Below are 15,399 nucleotides of genomic sequence, written 5' to 3' on the forward strand. Positions count from 1 at the left end.
TCAGGCATCCTGGCTTCAGGCGCTACCGCCTGAGTTAATGACTATTTCCCACGTCAGATCTGGTTGTTATTCCTGATGAATTTTAACCACGACTTTACCCTTTGCATGTCCCTGTTCAAGGTAAGCCAGGGCATCTTTTGTGTCTGCAAATGGGAACACCCTGTCGATTACCGGTTTGATGTGTTTTGCTTCTATAAGTTTGCCGATTTGGGTGAGTTGATCGCCATCAGGACGAACAAAGAGAAATGAATAATCCAGACCGCGCTTTTTTGAAAGGCGCATAATTTTGCGACTCATCAGGGCAAAAATCATCCGCAGGATGATATTCAGTTGCCGGGCTCGCGCGAAATTAACGTCTAATGGACCGACCAGAGAAATAATCTTTCCACCAGGTTTAAGAATCTGCATGGATTTTTCAATGGAATCCCCCCGCAGCGTGCCGAGTACGAGATCGTAGCCACTCAGCACGGTTTCAAATTCCTGCTTTTTATAGTCGACCACTTCATCTGCGCCCAGCCGACTCACCCACTCTACGTTGGCTGAACTGGTCGTCGTCGCTACCCGGGCGCCAAGATGCTTTGCCAGCTGAATCACAATAGTGCCAATCCCTCCCGAACCTGCCGGAATAAACACTTTTTGGCCTGGTCGCAGATGTGCTCTCTCTGTAAACGCCTGCCAGGCGGTGAGGCTAACCATCGGCAGCGAAGCAGCCTCAATGAAATCCAGATTTTCAGGTTTAAAAGCCGCGAGACTTTCAGGAACGCATGCAAAATCGGCGAGTGAACCTGTTCCCCTGTCGAAAATGCTGGCGAAGACTTCATCGCCCGGCTTGAAACGTGTCACCCGACTTCCTGTTGCAATCACCACGCCTGACAAATCACTGCCCAGCGTCGCCGGAAGTTTAAAATGCAGAATCGGTTTGAAAATTCCGCCGGGGATCATGTTATCAATGGGATTGAGACCAACGGCATAGACTTTTACCAGGATTTCATCGGCACCGGGGGAAGGGTAATCTACATTTTCAAATCCCAGCTCAGGTGACTTCCCGTAGCGTTTAAACGTAAAGGCCCGCATCGTCCTGGTTTTCATTTGGTGTTTATCCTCTGATGTTTAGCACTGACGTACTTTCAGGTGCCTCTGTTGCTGAGCAAAAAAGCGGCTCCGGGGAGCAACGTAATAAATAATGGAATAAGGTTTTGCCGGTTAATATGCTCATGCCGCCATTAAGACATTCTTGGTCGATTTACCGCTCAGCAGAACCCTGTAAAAGGTTCTGCTTAGCAGGGCTTAGCTAAAGGGTTTTGTATCGCTCTGCGGCCTCTTCCTGTCGGATGTCCGAGAGCAGACCCTGACGGGAGGCATCAAGAACATCCCAGCGATCAGCTTTATGTAATGGCGGAATCGTCACGTGTTCGCGGCGGTCAAAACCCGCCAGAGCGGCGTCAACCAGTTCGCCCACTTCCATCATTTTTGAGGCGTTACTGATGTCGATACCGGCACGATCCCAGATTTCGGTGTACGTACCTGCAGGGAGCACCGCCTGGATATAAATGCCTTTTGAAGAGAGCTCAACGTTCATTCCCTGAGAGAGGAAAAGAACAAAGGCTTTTGTTGCGCCGTAAACCGTCATTGCAAATTCCGGGGCGAGACCCACTACGGAACTGATATTGACGATCGAACCTTCTCCGGCTTCTGCGAACCGGCCTGCAGCAGCAGTGGCCAGTCTTGTCAGGGCAGTGACGTTAAGCGCGATAAGGCGTTCAATGGAATCAGGCGTCTGCTCGGTAAACGTGCCGGACTGAGCGATACCTGCGTTATTGATAAGAATACCTATCCGCGTGTCTTCCCGGAGGCGTGCTTCAACAGCAGCTAAATCACTCGCCAGCGTGAGGTCGGCAGGCAGCACATCGACGGAAATATGATTTTCCTGTCGCAGCCGTTCAGCAAGCGCCTCTAATTTTAATTTGTCGCGAGCAACCAGAACCAGGTCATGTCCACGACGTGCAAAGCGCTCAGCGTAAACAGCACCAATACCCGTTGATGCGCCTGTAATGAGGACTGAAGTACGAGTCATAATTTTATCTTCTTCATTTGTTTGATAAAAATCGCTGTTAGCGATGTAGGGTTAACCGTGATACCTGAAGAGTGATTAACTGTTACCGCTAAGCGATGGATAGTCGGTGTAGCCCTCCGCACCTCCGCCATACAGTGTTTCAGGATTAAGCGGGGCCAGAGGTGCTCCCGACTTAAGTCTTTCGACAAAATCGGGGTTAGAAATGAAGGGGCGACCGAATGCGAACAAATCGGCTTTGTCCTGTGCAAGATGGTCAGACGCCAGCGCCAGGTCATAGCCATTGTTACCGATGTAAGTGTTTTTAAAGCGGCGACGCAGCGAAGCGTAATCAAACGGTGAGGCATCACGGGGACCTCCCGTCGCGCCTTCAACAACATGCAGATAAACGATACCTGAAGCATCAAGTTGCTCTGCCAGGTAGTCATATTGTGGCTGCGGATCGCTGCATGAAATCGCATTAGCAGGTGAGACCGGTGAGATGCGAACGCCCGTCCGCGCTGCGCCGATCTCATCTTTCACGGCCTCCACGACCTCTAATAGCAGACGCGCACAATTCTCAACTGAACCGCCATATTCATCGGTGCGCTGATTAGCACCATCTTTCAGGAACTGCTCAAGCAGATAGCCATTCGCACCGTGTATCTCTACACCATCAAAACCTGCGGTAATGGCATTGGCTGATGCCTTTCTGAAATCGGCAACAATGCCTTTTATTTCCTTCAGCTCAAGCGCTCTGGGTTCTGAAACATCAACAAAATGGTTGTTCACGAAGGTTTTGGTTTCAGCACGGATAGCTGACGGCGCGCCTGGTGCGGCACCTTCTGGCTGTAAATCGACATGTGAAATTCGACCTGTGTGCCACAACTGCACAAATATCCGTCCGCCTTTGTCATGTACCGCATCTGTGACTTTACGCCAGCCCTCAATCTGGGCCTGCGTGTAGATCCCCGGCGTATCCTGATAGCCCTGCGCCTCTGCTGAAATCTGCGTAGCTTCGGTAATCAGTAACCCTGCTGTGGCACGCTGAGCGTAGTAAGTCGCTGCCAGTTCACCTGGCACCAGGCCTGCGCCTGCCCGGTTACGCGTCAGCGGGGCCATCACGATGCGATTCGCAAGCGTGACAGATCCCAGTTCATAGGGCTGAAATAAGGATTGATTCGTCATGGTTATTCCTTTGCGGATTAGCGGGTCAGTAAACTGATTTAATGATGATGATCGTAATCATTAAAGTCAACTGGTTTGATTATGATCATCATCAATGTATACTTAAGCTCAGTTTCAGGAGGAAAAGATGAAAGTGTCAAAAGAGCAGGTTCGCGAAAACAGGAACCGAATCGTTGAAACGGCGTCAGAACTTTTCCGTGAGCGGGGTTACGATGGGGTAGGCGTCGCTGAACTGATGTCAGCCGCAGGGTTAACGCATGGCGGGTTCTATAAGCACTTTGGGTCGAAAGCCGATTTGTTAGCCGAAGCGATGAGCTGCGGCTTCGCGCAATCGGCGGAAAAAACTCAGGGTGTGAGTCGGGAAAAGTTCGTTGAATATTACCTTTCCCGGCAGCATCGCGATGATATGGCAAAGGGGTGTGTCATGTCGGCTTTGGGCACCGATGCAGCGCGCCAGTCTGAATCCATCCGCGAGACCTTTGCGGCCGGAATTGAACGACAGCTTGCCGTTTTAGAAACGGAACAGGTCACGCGTGCGGATCTGATCAATACGCTCGCGCATCTTGTGGGTGCACTGATGCTTTCGCGTGCCTGCCCGGATAATTCCGGGCTTGCTGATGAAATTCTGGAGGTCTGCCGTACGCGTCTGATCAGCCCGGATGCCTGTAAAGATTGAATCGATGCTCTTGCCGTTCAACCTTACTAAAATCGTTGCGGCCTGGACTGAACGCACCAGCCCGCTGGCGTTTTATTATGAACGGCGGGAATGCGTAATCCGGACTTCCCGTTCCGGATACCATTCCCATCAACGCGCTATCAATCAGTCGGCCATCCACCTGGGACAGTGACCCATCACTCAGCCGTTGTCGCGGAATCCAGGATAAAGGCTCATTCCACCATCGATAAAAAGCGTGGTGCCATGAACGTAATCAGAGAGATCACTGGCAAGCCAGACGACGGCGTTCGCCACATCTTCAGCCGCACCGATACGTCCATAAGGAATGAGCTTTAACAGCGCTTTGCCCGCTTCACCCTGGGTGCTTTCCTCGTTGATGGCGGTAGCGATAGCGCCGGGTGCCACTGCATTGACACGAATACGTTCTTCACCCACTTCCTGAGCCAGCGTTTTCATCAGCAAGTCAACGCCGCCTTTTGATGCGGCATAGTTGACGTGTCCGGCCCAGGGAATGAGCTGGTGAACCGAGCTCATATGAATAATCTTACCGACAGCTTTGCTGATATCCTGGCGATGCTCCTGGCGCTTGAACTGACGCAACGCAGCACGCGCGCAGAGGAACTGGCCAGTCAGGTTCACGTCCAGAACGGTATTCCAGTCCTCTAGCGTCATCTCAATGGACGGGGCATCTTTCTGCAGTCCTGAGTTCGCCACCAGGATATCCAGCCTGCCAAATTCCTTGATCGTCTGGTCAAAAAGATTCTCTACATCCGCCTCTTTCGACACGTCACCTTTGACAGCAATTGCACGGCCTCCATCGGCGCGGATTTTCTCAGCCAGCTCCTCGGCCGGTTCCGCCTGGCTATGGTAGTTAATCACTACACAGGCACCTTCTTTAGCGAGTGCTTCTGCGCAGGCATAGCCGAGACCCGAGCTGGCACCGGTAACCAGCGCAACCTGATTTTTGAGAGAAAAGATCATGAGGCATCCTTATTTCTGTAAATGATGAGCGTCTTAAACCCGGCCGGTATCATCGGGAAAGTGAATTTTGATGTATCGCTGACACTACGACGTCCAGCCACCCCCAAACTGATTAATCGGATAGCCGGATCGGGCGCATGGGCCTGAGTCACTGAATTATAGATGTGAAGTACAGGGTTAGCCGCTAATGCGGTCCTGGTGGATAGTCAGGAAACGTTGAAGCAGGAACGTAAGCAGTAAAAAATGGGATATCTGAGAGGCAAAAAAGCAGCTATCAGAAGATAGCTGCTTTTGACGCTCAGGCTTTTCTGGCTGGAATCACTTTTACTATTTATTGCTTATTGCCTGATAACCAGGCCAGAGCTTGATCATTTTCTATCAAGACCACGAGACCGGCCCCATTTTCCTGAGGCAGAGGAGGTGGTAATGAACGCTAAAGAGTCTTTACCACCATTCCAGCCGCGGCCAGCATCATGATGGTACCGGCTGAACGGAAAAGGAGTCGTTGCGCTTTAGCGCTGGTCAGGAGGTGGCGTATCCTGAGGGCTGCAAAAATAAAAACGGCTCCCACACTCAAAAGGACTAACACGGTAAGCGGAACCAGCAGTCCTCCCCACATCTGAAAAGATACATTATCGAGAGAGATAACCAGAGGCAGTATAGCCAGATAGAAAGCGATGGTTTTAGGGTTTCCCAGCGTTATGGTCAGTCCTGAAAACCAGGCTGATGCCAGTTCTCGTTTTGTCGCTTTTTGATCGATATTTATTGCCTGAGGCTGGTGGCACCAGAACTGCCATGCCAGCAGGCATAGAAAGAGTGAGGCAGCCCAGTTAATCAGCGTAAAGAGAGAGGTAAAGGTATGAGCGATCACCGCCAGACCAAATACCGCCACAGATAAATAAATCAAATCTCCGAGAATGAGACCGGCCAGCATCGTAAAGCCTGTTATTGCGCCCCCACTCACGCTGCGAGCGACTAATGCAGTCATCCCCGGACCCGGAATTGCAGCAGCTAAACCGAGTGCAGCAATATAAGATAGTATTTCAGTAGTTCCTGACATAGTTATTCCTGTTGAAATGCACTTCGGTAAAAGGGAACAGAGTTAGTTGTTCAAAAATGCCTTGTTCTGAGCGATGGTTGTCATATAAAAATCTTAATTAAGGGTTAAAGATATGCATCCTTTTTATCAGTTGGTTTAACGTTGAAAGTGGAGGTTAGATTATTCCAAAGCGGATATTGCTGCATTAATTTAACTACGCAGATGACAAGTTTAATTTTCATGTGCGCGCAGTGCTCTATCCGATCCTCTCTTCAAGAGATGATCAGCTCCCTGTATTCTTTAAATTAAATTGAATCATATGCATTAAGTCAGGGTTCAGTTTTCCCTTATATTGTTTGTAATAACAACCTGGAAAAGTAAATATATTATGCAGCAGGAAAGCGGAAAATTGTTACCTGTATTATTTACTTAATGCCTGTTTTTAGGTAAAAGTAACCTTAAACTGCTTCCACAAAGAAAGGAATTTCCCCTTATGGCGCTTAGCTCGACAGATATGAAAATTCTCGAAATTTTACAGGACGATGCCCGGGTAACTAACCAGGTACTGGCGGAGAAGATAAATATTTCAGCATCTCCCTGCTGGCGCAAAGTTCGTAAGCTCGAGGAAGATAAAGTGATTCAGGGCTATCGTGCTGTTATTGACCGCAAGAAAATTGGGCTGGGAGTAATGGTTTTCATTCGGGTCGTCATTGACAGCCATAGCGAAGCGGAGGCCAGAAAATTTGAAGAGGAAGTGACTGCCCTAGAGGATGTGGTTGCCTGTTATAGCATCGGTGGGGATGCTGACTTTCTGCTACAGGTTGTGGCTTCAGATCTGGACTCCTATGCTGATTTTGCAATGTCAGTGGTACGCAGATTGCCAGGAATTAAAGAAATGCAGAGTATGTTTGTGCTTAAAGAGATCAAACCACTCGTTAGTTATCCTATTAAGAAAATCTCTGAGTAGTTTATCGCTGCCGTGATGCCCAGTGACTGATTATCAATTCCGCATAGAGCGGATTTAATGATCAGGAATGCTACCTGCGTTATTCAGAGCACAAAACTGATATCCGGCATGATCTTACACAAGTTAATAGTGGCATAGCGTTAGCGAGCGTGCTGACTCTCCTCATTTTTCTGCTTTAACAACACGAGTATTTGTGATGACTTGATTGTTGATAACGACCAATAGTGCCTTTCAAAACGGAGCAGCCAGCGGCTTAAACTTTAATTCATAGCTTATCTTCAGACTGTGTCAGCTTAAAAGAGACGCTTATTTACATGAAATTATGCCATCAATCTTCCCCCAGCCATAAAGTCCATGCTTTACCGTGACGATAACCGTTGTACCGGGATTTGCCGGCGTAGTTTAAGCTTTAATGTCAGGGCGAGGTTTTCACGATGCCGCGCCCTGACAATCTTTCTTGCGACTGGATGATTTCAGTCGCCGAGCCTATTTAAGGCGTCTCATCAGAAAATCGGGCGCTAATCGCATCACGTTCGTAGCCCTGCGGTTGTGTCAGAATATGGTATAAATCAGGACGGCGACCATGGATCCAGCGACGTCCGGTACTCATTGCAAGCAGACTCAAATCAAGGTCAGCGCTCACCATAAAATCTTCCGCTGCCCAGGTTTCATTAATGATTCTTCCATAGGGATCCAGGATCATTGCATTACCGGTGCGCACCTCATCATCATCTGCACCTACGCCGTTACTGAAGAGAATAAATAATCCGTTGTCATGCGCACGAGCGGGCAGCCATCTCATCAGCCATTCCCGACCATTTGACCCTTTGAATGCAGCAGTAATTTCCTCCCTTCGCGTTTCCCGCTCCGCCCAGAGCGTCATCGGAATGGGTTTCATCGCATAAGGACTGCGGGAATCGGTACCGCCTGTCTGATGTGGCGCGAGAAGAATATCTGCACCCAGCAATGCCGTTGCACGCACATTTTCTACCAGATTATTGTCCCAGCAAATGAGGATACCTACTTTTACTCCCCAGGGCGTTTCAAAAACGGTAAAGCGGTCACCGCTGCTGATTGACGGATGTTCAAAAGCGTGGAGTTTGCGATGAGTGTGCATTGAGCCGTCCGGCATACAGGCAACATACGCATTATAGAGGCGGCCATCATCGGCTCTTTCGATAAGCCCGGCGCCAATCAGCATTTGATGTTTCATCGCCAGGGAACGAATCAATGTAAGGGAAGGACTCCCCTCGATCGGCTCGGCGAGAGCAGTTACCTCAGCCGAGGTGAGTTTGGGTACATGCCAGTAGCCGGTAATACACATTTCCGGGAATGTGAGGATTTTCACCTGCTCAATCGCTGCCTGTTCAATAAATTTCTCCATTATCAGCAGATTATAATTTTTGTTATTTGCCAGATGCTGAAATTGCACGGTGGCAACTTTTAAGGATGTATGGTTGCTCATGGTACTTCTCCGGTAGTAATCGAAACTGAATTACATAACCATTGCTGATAACTGTATAATCAAAACATTTCCGGTTTCGATAACCTTTTGGAATGTAAAAATGAACATCCGCTTGCTTAAGGCCTTTTTGATGCTGGCTGAAAAAAGAAATTATGCCGACGCGGCACGGGCGTTGTTTATTTCGCAACCTGCATTGACCAAGCAGATTAATCTCCTTGAGTCCCTGGTGGAAACGTCACTGTTTACGCGGGGGCGACATGGAGCCACACTCACGGGCGGTGGCAGGCGTCTGCTGCCAGAGGCTGAAAAAGTGGTCAGGCAAACCCAATTATTTATGCATCATGCAGAGCGGGTTTCAAAAGGGATTGAAGGGCATTTAGCCGTGGGGTTCGGTCTCTCAAGTTTTTATCTTGCACCACGCTGTATGGCAGAATTTCGTCGGGAGTGTCCGGGGATAGAGATGTCATTGACGGATCTTCCTTCCTTTCAGCAGTACGAACTTTTGCAAAATGATGAGCTCCAGATCGGTTTTGTCAGAGTTCCGCCTCCCGTAGCGCTGGATTACCTGCCATTGTTTACCGATCGATTGGTTTTGATTGCGCCAGCAAGTTCACCGTCATTGCCTGCTGATGACTGGCTGAAGAAACGCCCTCTGTTGCGACTTCATGCCGGGCGAGGACGGGGTTTAAATGCGCAAATTGACCGCTTTCTTCATGACAACGCGCTTTTCATATCATCCACTCAATTGAGTGATGATATACAAACTATTGTCGCGCTGGTCATCGCGGGCACGGGTGTTGCCCTTGTGCCATACAGTGTTATGCATATTGCACCGCCGGAGCTGGTTATTATTCCGTTAATAGGTGAGTCAATAAGCTGGAAAGTTGGCATTGCCTGGAACGCGAACCACGAGGATATAATCCGTGATAATTTTATTGCCAGTATTAAAAAGGGCATCGCGCTTCATGACGTCTGACACTCCAGAAACAGGTACTCCTTTTGCCATATTGGATAGGGCAGGATTACTGACATAATTCTTAGTACCCTCTTCAGAACAGGGTCATGATACGAAAGCGACCCTGGAGACGAATAATTTCCTGTTGCGGATAGGGCTTCTCAATACAAACCGTCATTCAAAACGTTCTGCACAGCAGGAATAGCATCCCCGTTTCGCATTATGTATCTGGATATAACTAATCTGCGGATCGGCAAAAAAATGGCCGATGAGCTTTTCAGCATTTTTCCCCTCAGCTATATCTGCCTCTCTTAAAAAATGCTTTCCGTCATAGGCCCTTAATGACAGCGTTCTGCTTAGCAGGACTTCAGGTAATTCATTGATGTAAATGCCTTGCCGGGTGTATCCCTCCCATATATAGATTGCATGAGTACCAAAATATGGCGTGGCTGCAGGCTGATAGATGTGATTAATCAGGAGAGCAGTTTCTCCGACCGGGATATCGCATAATGATATTCTGTCGGGATAACCCGGATAGCACTCTACCGTTTGTCGTACTGCATGGTGTTTTCTCAGATATTCATCGCTCTGTCCAAAAAGATGAGCAAATTGCCCGGCGTTCAGGCCAGAAATTTTATATTTCATAGCATCCCTCTCTTTTCATCGTAACACCGCGAATAATGACGTTATCGAATACTGTGAGGAGAAACTCGCCGTTATCGGTCAGGGAATTTTATGATGTGACCGTCCGACAGTGGCAGGCGAGTGCTTCATCAGCTGCAAACTTCTCAGACGCTGGCTGATATCTTCACACAAGTGCTAAGGCCTCACTTCTCGACAGCGGCGCACAAATTACTCTGTTCCCTCTCACTCTTTCCCGTTCTCCTGTCGTCACTTCATTAAAAAGATCGCTGAACTCCACCCGTTAACGACATACTCGTCACATAAACTAAGGTTGATGAATACTTTTTTGTGACAAATAACACAACCCCATTACATCTTCCGGCGGGAAAGAATTTTTATCGTGATAATGGTTTTACTCAGTACATTACAGTTTTACAGAGTAAAACAAAGCGCTTTGCGGATTGCACCTAAAGCGATGACAAAATTGTGAGGATCATCATGTCTGAAAAACAGCACATCCCGACTTTCTCTGCCGATATTGAGCAGCAGACCGTTAAGAAGGTGGTCTGGCGCATTTTGCCCTTCCTGATTGTTTGTTATCTGATTGCCATTATTGATCGCGGCAACATTGGGATGGCTTCGTTGCAGATGAACGAAGATTTAGGATTGTCGAAAGCGGTATTTGGTTTTGCGAGTAGTCTGTTTTTTGTCGGTTACTTCCTGTTTGAAGTGCCCAGCAATCTGGCCATGCAGAAAATTGGCGCAAAGATTTGGATCTCTCGCATCATGGTGTCGTGGGGTATCATCTCTGTCTGTACCGCCTTTGTTGAAAGTGCCAATACACTCTATATATTGCGCTTTTTACTGGGTGCCGCTGAGGCTGGATTTTTCCCTGGCGTCATTCTTTATCTGACTTACTGGATTCCCGGAAAGTACCGTGCACGCGTGATTGCTACCTTTATGGTGGCCATTCCTGCGGCGAACTTTATTGGATCGCCCATTTCTGGTCTGATTTTGTCACTGGATGGCTGGTACGGTATGCGTGGCTGGCACTGGTTATTTATCCTGGAAGGTATTCCGGCGGTCATTCTGGGAATTGCAGCCTTCTTTTTACTGAGCAATCGTCCCACTAATGCCAGTTGGTTAAATCAGGAACAAAAAGCGTGGCTGAACAGCACTCTCGAAGCCGAAAATGCGAAGAAGAAGGCGATAGGTCATATCTCTTTGTGGCAGTTGCTGCGTCACAAACATATCTGGGTGATGGCGCTGATTTATGCAGGTGCGTCTGCGGCGGGCTCAACGCTGAGCGTCTGGTCTCCGCAACTGCTTAAATCGTTTGGACTGGATAACTTCACCACCGGTTTAGTCAATGCGATTCCCTACGGCCTGGCCTCCATTCTGATGATTATCTGGGGCAGAAGTTCTGACCGCAGCGGCGAGCGTCGCTGGCACACCGCGTTAACGCTGTTCTTAATTGCAGGTGGCCTGCTGTCAGCCTTTATCACCAATAGTCTGACCGGCAGTGTAGTGATCCTGTCGCTGGTATTAATCGGAGCCTACTCAATGAAAGGACCTTTCTGGGCGCTGGCATCGGGATGGATGTCATCGACTACCGCTGCAGCGGGTCTGGCGGCTATCGGTGCGATGGCGAATCTGATCGGCGGTGGGGTGATGGTCAACGTTTATGGCATTATCAATCAGGCGACCGGCAGCCATACGCTGGCCATGGTGCCACTGGCTATCCTCTGTGGCATCGGCGGCATCGCCGTGCTGGTCATGGGCCGCAAAAAAGAGTTAACCATCGACGTTGAAAATAGCGCTTCGTCAGTCAGTAAATAAAGTAATCCCGCCTGCAGACGCTTATCAGCGCCTCTGCAGGCGGGTTCTTCCGGCTTTATCTCTGCCATATAAACATTCCACATCCTGTCATTACCTGAATCAGTCTGCTGGTTGTTGATGTCTGTTATGTGTCAGATGCGGAAAGAACTTACCTTTGGGGATTTACTGACAATACCCAGTTTAAGAGCGTTCAGAACTGTTAAGCATGAGATCAATAAAGGCGCGTACAGCAGGATTTGAACGCCTGCTCGCATGCCATACCGCAGAAATATTATGCCGCTCTACTGAAAAATCAGTGAGAAGGGGCACTAATTCCCCGCGCTTAACCCAGGAAGCAGCCATAAAACTCGCCACCATGCCTATTCCGGCACCGGCCGCCACAGCCGCGATAACGGCCTCGCTTGCATCGACGATGACAGCAGATGATGGCACAATTTCAATCTCCCGCTCGCCAACCCGGAACGGCCAGCGAAAAATCTGCCCCGTATTTTGATATCGCAAATTAACCGTTTTATGCCCGATAAGATCATTGGGGTGTTCGGGTTCCGGGCATCGGGTCAAATAATCTGGCGAAGCATAACAACCTATCTGATAGGGCGACAAACGACGCGACAGAAGATTTGAATCTGCGAGGTCGCCGATCCGGATGGCTATATCAATACTCTCGTCAACAATGCTAATTACGCGATCACTCAGCTTTAAGTCGATTGTCACTTTAGGATGAAGTGCACAGAATTGCGGAAGGAGAGGCGCGATCACATGAACACCAATCGGAAACGATGCCGCAATGCGTAATGTTCCCGCTGGCTCCTCTCGCGATCGCATGGCGACCTGCTCAAGCTCCTCAGCATCGCGTAATAACTGCAGCGTGCGCTCGTGCAGTTCACGACCCTCAGCAGTCAGCACCAGCGAACGGGTGGTTCGGGTGAACAATGTGATGCCAAGACGCTGCTCCAGTCTCTGGATACTTTTACTTATCGCGGAAGGGGATACTGCCAGCGAGCGAGCGGCAGCGGTAAAGCTGCCGAGCGATCCCGCACGAGCGAATGCAATCAGACCTGTTAGTCTTTCAAAGATTATTTGTTCCTTCATGGCAATATTAAAGCGAAATCCAGCCCCATTATCAATCATCACAATTGGTCATATTCTGGCACCTGAATCTGTGTTGGAGTGAAATTGCCATGACTGAAATGATGAAAGCAGTACAGCTACATGCGTTTGGTGGCCCGGAGAATCTCAGGTATGAAGATGCACCCCGCCCAACTATCGGGGCTGACGAAGTCCTTGTGCGCGTGCATGCCGCAAGTCTGAACCCACCAGACTTGTATCTGCGTGATGGTTATCGGGCGCTTCCGCCTGAGTGGCGGCCCGAACCCCATTTTCCCTTAATCCTGGGAACGGATGTTTCAGGAGTTATCGAAGCCGTAGGCAAAAATGTTTCCGCATTCAGCACCGGAGATGAAGTCTATTCAATGGTGCGTTTTCCTGATGGGGTAATGGCCGGTAGTGGAGCTTATGCCGACTATGTAAGCATTCCTGCATCAGAGGTGGCGTTAAAACCTCAGGGAATAGACCATATCCAGGCAGCGGGTGCCCCGATGTCACTGCTCACCGCGTGGCAATTTCTTGTCGACGTCGGCCATGATGCGCCCAATCCGTTTCAATCTTTCAACCATAAACCGGTTCTGCTTGAAGGCCAGACGGTGATGGTTAACGGTGCAGGAGGAGGCGTAGGGCACATTGCTGTTCAGATCGCGAAGTGGAAGGGTGCGAGAGTCATTGCCGTCGCTTCTTCCCGTCATGAAGTGCTTATGCGCGAACTGGGCGCAGATGATTTTATCGACTACACCAAAGTAGCCGCTGAGAATGTAGTGAAAAACGTCGATCTGGTTATTGATGCTGTTGGCGGAAAGCATATAGAGCGCTTTTTAAGCTGCATCAGACAGGGCGGAGCACTATTTCTGGTGAATCCTTTGAGTTTTACTGGGCAGACTGAGGCCGCTCAAAAAGGGATTACTGTGTCAACAACGCAAGTGCGTTCAAGTGGTCTGCAGCTATCCGAAGCGGGGCTTTTACTGGAAAAAGGCATTATCAACGTCGTGATTGACAGCACCTATCCGTTAGCCATGGCATCAGCCGCACATCAACGTGCTTCGTCAGGAAGCATCCAGGGCAAAATTGTGCTGACTAACTTCTGATTACCCCATCCCTGATCAGCCATTTTCTGAGGGCGAGTAGCAGTCAGTTAAAGGAAAAATAAGATGCTTATCATTTCCGGTTATATGTACATTGATCCTTCTGTCCTGGAACAATTTATGGGAGAACTTAACTTATTGGCAAATGCCGTTCGACAACGTGATGGAAACCTTTCATATAACGCTGCCGTGGAGGACTATCAGACCGGAAGTTTGCTTATATCAGAACGATGGGTGGATCAGGACGCGCTCAATGCCCATCTTATAAAAACCGACACGGTAGAGTTTATCAACCGATGGCAGGGAAAAATGAAGGGGGAACTCTTCAAATATGACGCCTGTAACGAGAGAGGGCTTATGGATGGGTGAATAAAAATCTTATTAAAATCGAGAGTGCTTTATTATCAAGCCTCGGATCTGTGAGTAATCGCTCTTCGCTCATAGCAGGCATAAGCCTGGACGATGGTCCGCTTTGTGCCATAAGCGGACGTTCAGGGTATCATGTTGCAGTTAATGTTGAAGGTCCGGCTTACTCCCTTTCAAGTATGTTAATGATTAAATCGCGTGGAAAAATTGTCTCATTGGTGTGTATGAGCTCTTTAATTGTCCACCAATGATAATCGCGTATGACTTCCTGTTCATTGCTACTCCACCCTGAGCGGTCGAGCTCAACTGTATTTGCATCAATCATAAAGAAACGCTCTTCAGCAAGTACAGTCTCCCCACTGGGTAGCATCATTGTGAAGTTTTGGGACGCTATCTGTGGTCCTGTTAATGTCCTTATCAAACCCGTTTCTTCAAATAATTCGCGTATAGCGGCCTGCTCAAAAGATTCATTTTTTTCAAGCCCTCCACCCGGTGTTGCCCAGTATGTTTTTCCTCTCAGAGCTCCATCTTTATGACAGAACCTAAAGAGCAGGACGCGATTATCAGGCGAAACAATGATCAGTCGAGATGATGGTCGAATGCGCACGTACCCCCTTAAAAAAGCTTAAATACTAATTCTTGATATTTATATAAACATAAATTGCAGCCTGAATCGGCCTATAGGTCTGTATTTTCTTACAGCTTTAATCTTACACAACGTCCGCTCCTCGCTCTTAGCGGACACTACGTGATGCCGATGTCCGGTTTGTGCCATAAGCGGACGCTGACTTATCAACAACCCACTTGAGTATTAGGGTGAATCCGGCTTACGGCTGGATCATCATAAGAAAGAGCCGCCCAGAGGCGGCTAGTCATTATTTGCGTGGTTTATCCGCATCCGAGCGCTTCTCTCGAACTCTTCCATCATTGTTACGATCGCGGGGCTGGGTACCACCGCCAGGTTTAGGAACAACTACGCCAGGATTGAGTGGTCTTCTGTCCGCCATAATTCCATTTCCTAATAGAATGGCAAAAGTGCCGTCTTTTTGATACG

Annotated in this window: 15 protein-coding genes; 6 read left to right on the top strand and 9 right to left on the bottom strand. The window is 48.8% G+C overall.

The window, feature by feature from the left end; all coding sequences use genetic code 11:
• Positions 1–66: 66 nt before the first annotated feature.
• The 3 genes from NR201_RS07620 to NR201_RS07630 form a co-directional block, all read right to left on the bottom strand.
• Positions 67–1,089, bottom strand: coding sequence for an NADP-dependent oxidoreductase (locus NR201_RS07620; RefSeq protein ID WP_187500421.1), 1,023 nt, complete (start codon positions 1,087–1,089; stop codon positions 67–69).
• Positions 1,090–1,291: 202 nt separating this feature from the next.
• On the bottom strand, positions 1,292–2,074 hold the full coding sequence (locus NR201_RS07625; protein ID WP_256844034.1) for an SDR family oxidoreductase: 783 nt from the start codon (positions 2,072–2,074) through the stop codon (positions 1,292–1,294).
• A 75-nt stretch (positions 2,075–2,149) separates the two neighbouring features.
• Complete coding sequence (locus NR201_RS07630) at positions 2,150–3,238, bottom strand: alkene reductase (RefSeq protein WP_256849595.1); 1,089 nt, start codon at positions 3,236–3,238, stop codon at positions 2,150–2,152.
• A 127-nt stretch (positions 3,239–3,365) separates the two neighbouring features.
• Between NR201_RS07630 and NR201_RS07635 the strand changes: the two genes are divergently transcribed.
• Entirely contained in the window at positions 3,366–3,914 is a 549-nt protein-coding gene (locus NR201_RS07635; RefSeq protein ID WP_061902267.1) for a TetR/AcrR family transcriptional regulator, read from the top strand.
• 180 nt (positions 3,915–4,094) lie between these two features.
• Here the strand turns inward: NR201_RS07635 and NR201_RS07640 are convergent, their stop codons facing one another.
• Positions 4,095–4,895 carry an SDR family oxidoreductase gene (locus NR201_RS07640; protein WP_022624674.1) on the bottom strand — a complete coding sequence of 267 codons (801 nt, stop codon included), beginning with the start codon at positions 4,893–4,895 and terminating at the stop codon, positions 4,095–4,097.
• A 433-nt stretch (positions 4,896–5,328) separates the two neighbouring features.
• Positions 5,329–5,955 (bottom strand): LysE family translocator, encoded by a 627-nt coding sequence (locus NR201_RS07645; protein WP_060678999.1) that lies wholly within the window; start codon positions 5,953–5,955, stop codon positions 5,329–5,331.
• A 472-nt stretch (positions 5,956–6,427) separates the two neighbouring features.
• Between NR201_RS07645 and NR201_RS07650 the strand changes: the two genes are divergently transcribed.
• On the top strand, positions 6,428–6,901 hold the full coding sequence (locus NR201_RS07650; protein WP_122890074.1) for an Lrp/AsnC family transcriptional regulator: 474 nt from the start codon (positions 6,428–6,430) through the stop codon (positions 6,899–6,901).
• Between the two features lie 490 nt (positions 6,902–7,391).
• Here the strand turns inward: NR201_RS07650 and NR201_RS07655 are convergent, their stop codons facing one another.
• Positions 7,392–8,366 carry a nitrilase family protein gene (locus NR201_RS07655; protein WP_256849596.1) on the bottom strand — a complete coding sequence of 325 codons (975 nt, stop codon included), beginning with the start codon at positions 8,364–8,366 and terminating at the stop codon, positions 7,392–7,394.
• Between the two features lie 100 nt (positions 8,367–8,466).
• Between NR201_RS07655 and NR201_RS07660 the strand changes: the two genes are divergently transcribed.
• The gene (locus NR201_RS07660) at positions 8,467–9,342 is read left to right on the top strand and encodes a LysR family transcriptional regulator (RefSeq protein WP_256849597.1); all 876 of its coding nucleotides are present in this window, start codon (positions 8,467–8,469) and stop codon (positions 9,340–9,342) included.
• Between the two features lie 153 nt (positions 9,343–9,495).
• Here the strand turns inward: NR201_RS07660 and NR201_RS07665 are convergent, their stop codons facing one another.
• The gene (locus NR201_RS07665) at positions 9,496–9,966 is read right to left on the bottom strand and encodes a DUF1203 domain-containing protein (protein WP_256849598.1); all 471 of its coding nucleotides are present in this window, start codon (positions 9,964–9,966) and stop codon (positions 9,496–9,498) included.
• Positions 9,967–10,443: 477 nt separating this feature from the next.
• Here NR201_RS07665 and NR201_RS07670 point away from each other — a divergent pair, with 477 nt between their 5' ends.
• Entirely contained in the window at positions 10,444–11,784 is a 1,341-nt protein-coding gene (locus NR201_RS07670; RefSeq protein WP_010259093.1) for an MFS transporter, read from the top strand.
• Positions 11,785–11,964: 180 nt separating this feature from the next.
• Here the strand turns inward: NR201_RS07670 and NR201_RS07675 are convergent, their stop codons facing one another.
• On the bottom strand, positions 11,965–12,876 hold the full coding sequence (locus NR201_RS07675; RefSeq protein ID WP_223566035.1) for a LysR family transcriptional regulator: 912 nt from the start codon (positions 12,874–12,876) through the stop codon (positions 11,965–11,967).
• 89 nt (positions 12,877–12,965) lie between these two features.
• Between NR201_RS07675 and NR201_RS07680 the strand changes: the two genes are divergently transcribed.
• Both NR201_RS07680 and NR201_RS07685 read left to right on the top strand, forming a co-directional pair.
• Positions 12,966–13,982, top strand: coding sequence for an NADP-dependent oxidoreductase (locus NR201_RS07680; RefSeq protein ID WP_256849599.1), 1,017 nt, complete (start codon positions 12,966–12,968; stop codon positions 13,980–13,982).
• A 63-nt stretch (positions 13,983–14,045) separates the two neighbouring features.
• Positions 14,046–14,348: a putative quinol monooxygenase gene (locus NR201_RS07685; RefSeq protein WP_052271228.1), complete on the top strand. Its 303-nt coding sequence runs from the start codon at positions 14,046–14,048 to the stop codon at positions 14,346–14,348.
• Positions 14,349–14,508: 160 nt separating this feature from the next.
• On the opposite strand, the gene NR201_RS07690 is transcribed toward NR201_RS07685, so the two are convergent.
• A complete protein-coding gene (locus NR201_RS07690; RefSeq protein ID WP_256849600.1) occupies positions 14,509–14,952 on the bottom strand; it encodes an NUDIX hydrolase in 444 nt (147 codons plus the stop codon).
• Positions 14,953–15,399: the final 447 nt, after the last annotated feature.

The sequence above is a fragment of the Pantoea sp. Fr-CA_6 genome, from assembly GCF_024520895.1.
GTDB classification, from domain to species: domain Bacteria; phylum Pseudomonadota; class Gammaproteobacteria; order Enterobacterales; family Enterobacteriaceae; genus Pantoea; species Pantoea agglomerans.

Coding starts and splice junctions, on each gene's coding strand:
- NR201_RS07675 (WP_223566035.1), bottom strand. CDS start 12,876: ATGAAGGAACAAATAATCTTTGAAAGACTAACAGGTCTGATTGCATTC.
- NR201_RS07640 (WP_022624674.1), bottom strand. CDS start 4,895: ATGATCTTTTCTCTCAAAAATCAGGTTGCGCTGGTTACCGGTGCCAGC.
- NR201_RS07620 (WP_187500421.1), bottom strand. CDS start 1,089: ATGAAAACCAGGACGATGCGGGCCTTTACGTTTAAACGCTACGGGAAG.
- NR201_RS07635 (WP_061902267.1), top strand. CDS start 3,366: ATGAAAGTGTCAAAAGAGCAGGTTCGCGAAAACAGGAACCGAATCGTT.
- NR201_RS07630 (WP_256849595.1), bottom strand. CDS start 3,238: ATGACGAATCAATCCTTATTTCAGCCCTATGAACTGGGATCTGTCACG.
- NR201_RS07685 (WP_052271228.1), top strand. CDS start 14,046: ATGCTTATCATTTCCGGTTATATGTACATTGATCCTTCTGTCCTGGAA.
- NR201_RS07660 (WP_256849597.1), top strand. CDS start 8,467: ATGAACATCCGCTTGCTTAAGGCCTTTTTGATGCTGGCTGAAAAAAGA.
- NR201_RS07650 (WP_122890074.1), top strand. CDS start 6,428: ATGGCGCTTAGCTCGACAGATATGAAAATTCTCGAAATTTTACAGGAC.
- NR201_RS07655 (WP_256849596.1), bottom strand. CDS start 8,366: ATGAGCAACCATACATCCTTAAAAGTTGCCACCGTGCAATTTCAGCAT.
- NR201_RS07680 (WP_256849599.1), top strand. CDS start 12,966: ATGACTGAAATGATGAAAGCAGTACAGCTACATGCGTTTGGTGGCCCG.
- NR201_RS07670 (WP_010259093.1), top strand. CDS start 10,444: ATGTCTGAAAAACAGCACATCCCGACTTTCTCTGCCGATATTGAGCAG.
- NR201_RS07665 (WP_256849598.1), bottom strand. CDS start 9,966: ATGAAATATAAAATTTCTGGCCTGAACGCCGGGCAATTTGCTCATCTT.
- NR201_RS07645 (WP_060678999.1), bottom strand. CDS start 5,955: ATGTCAGGAACTACTGAAATACTATCTTATATTGCTGCACTCGGTTTA.
- NR201_RS07625 (WP_256844034.1), bottom strand. CDS start 2,074: ATGACTCGTACTTCAGTCCTCATTACAGGCGCATCAACGGGTATTGGT.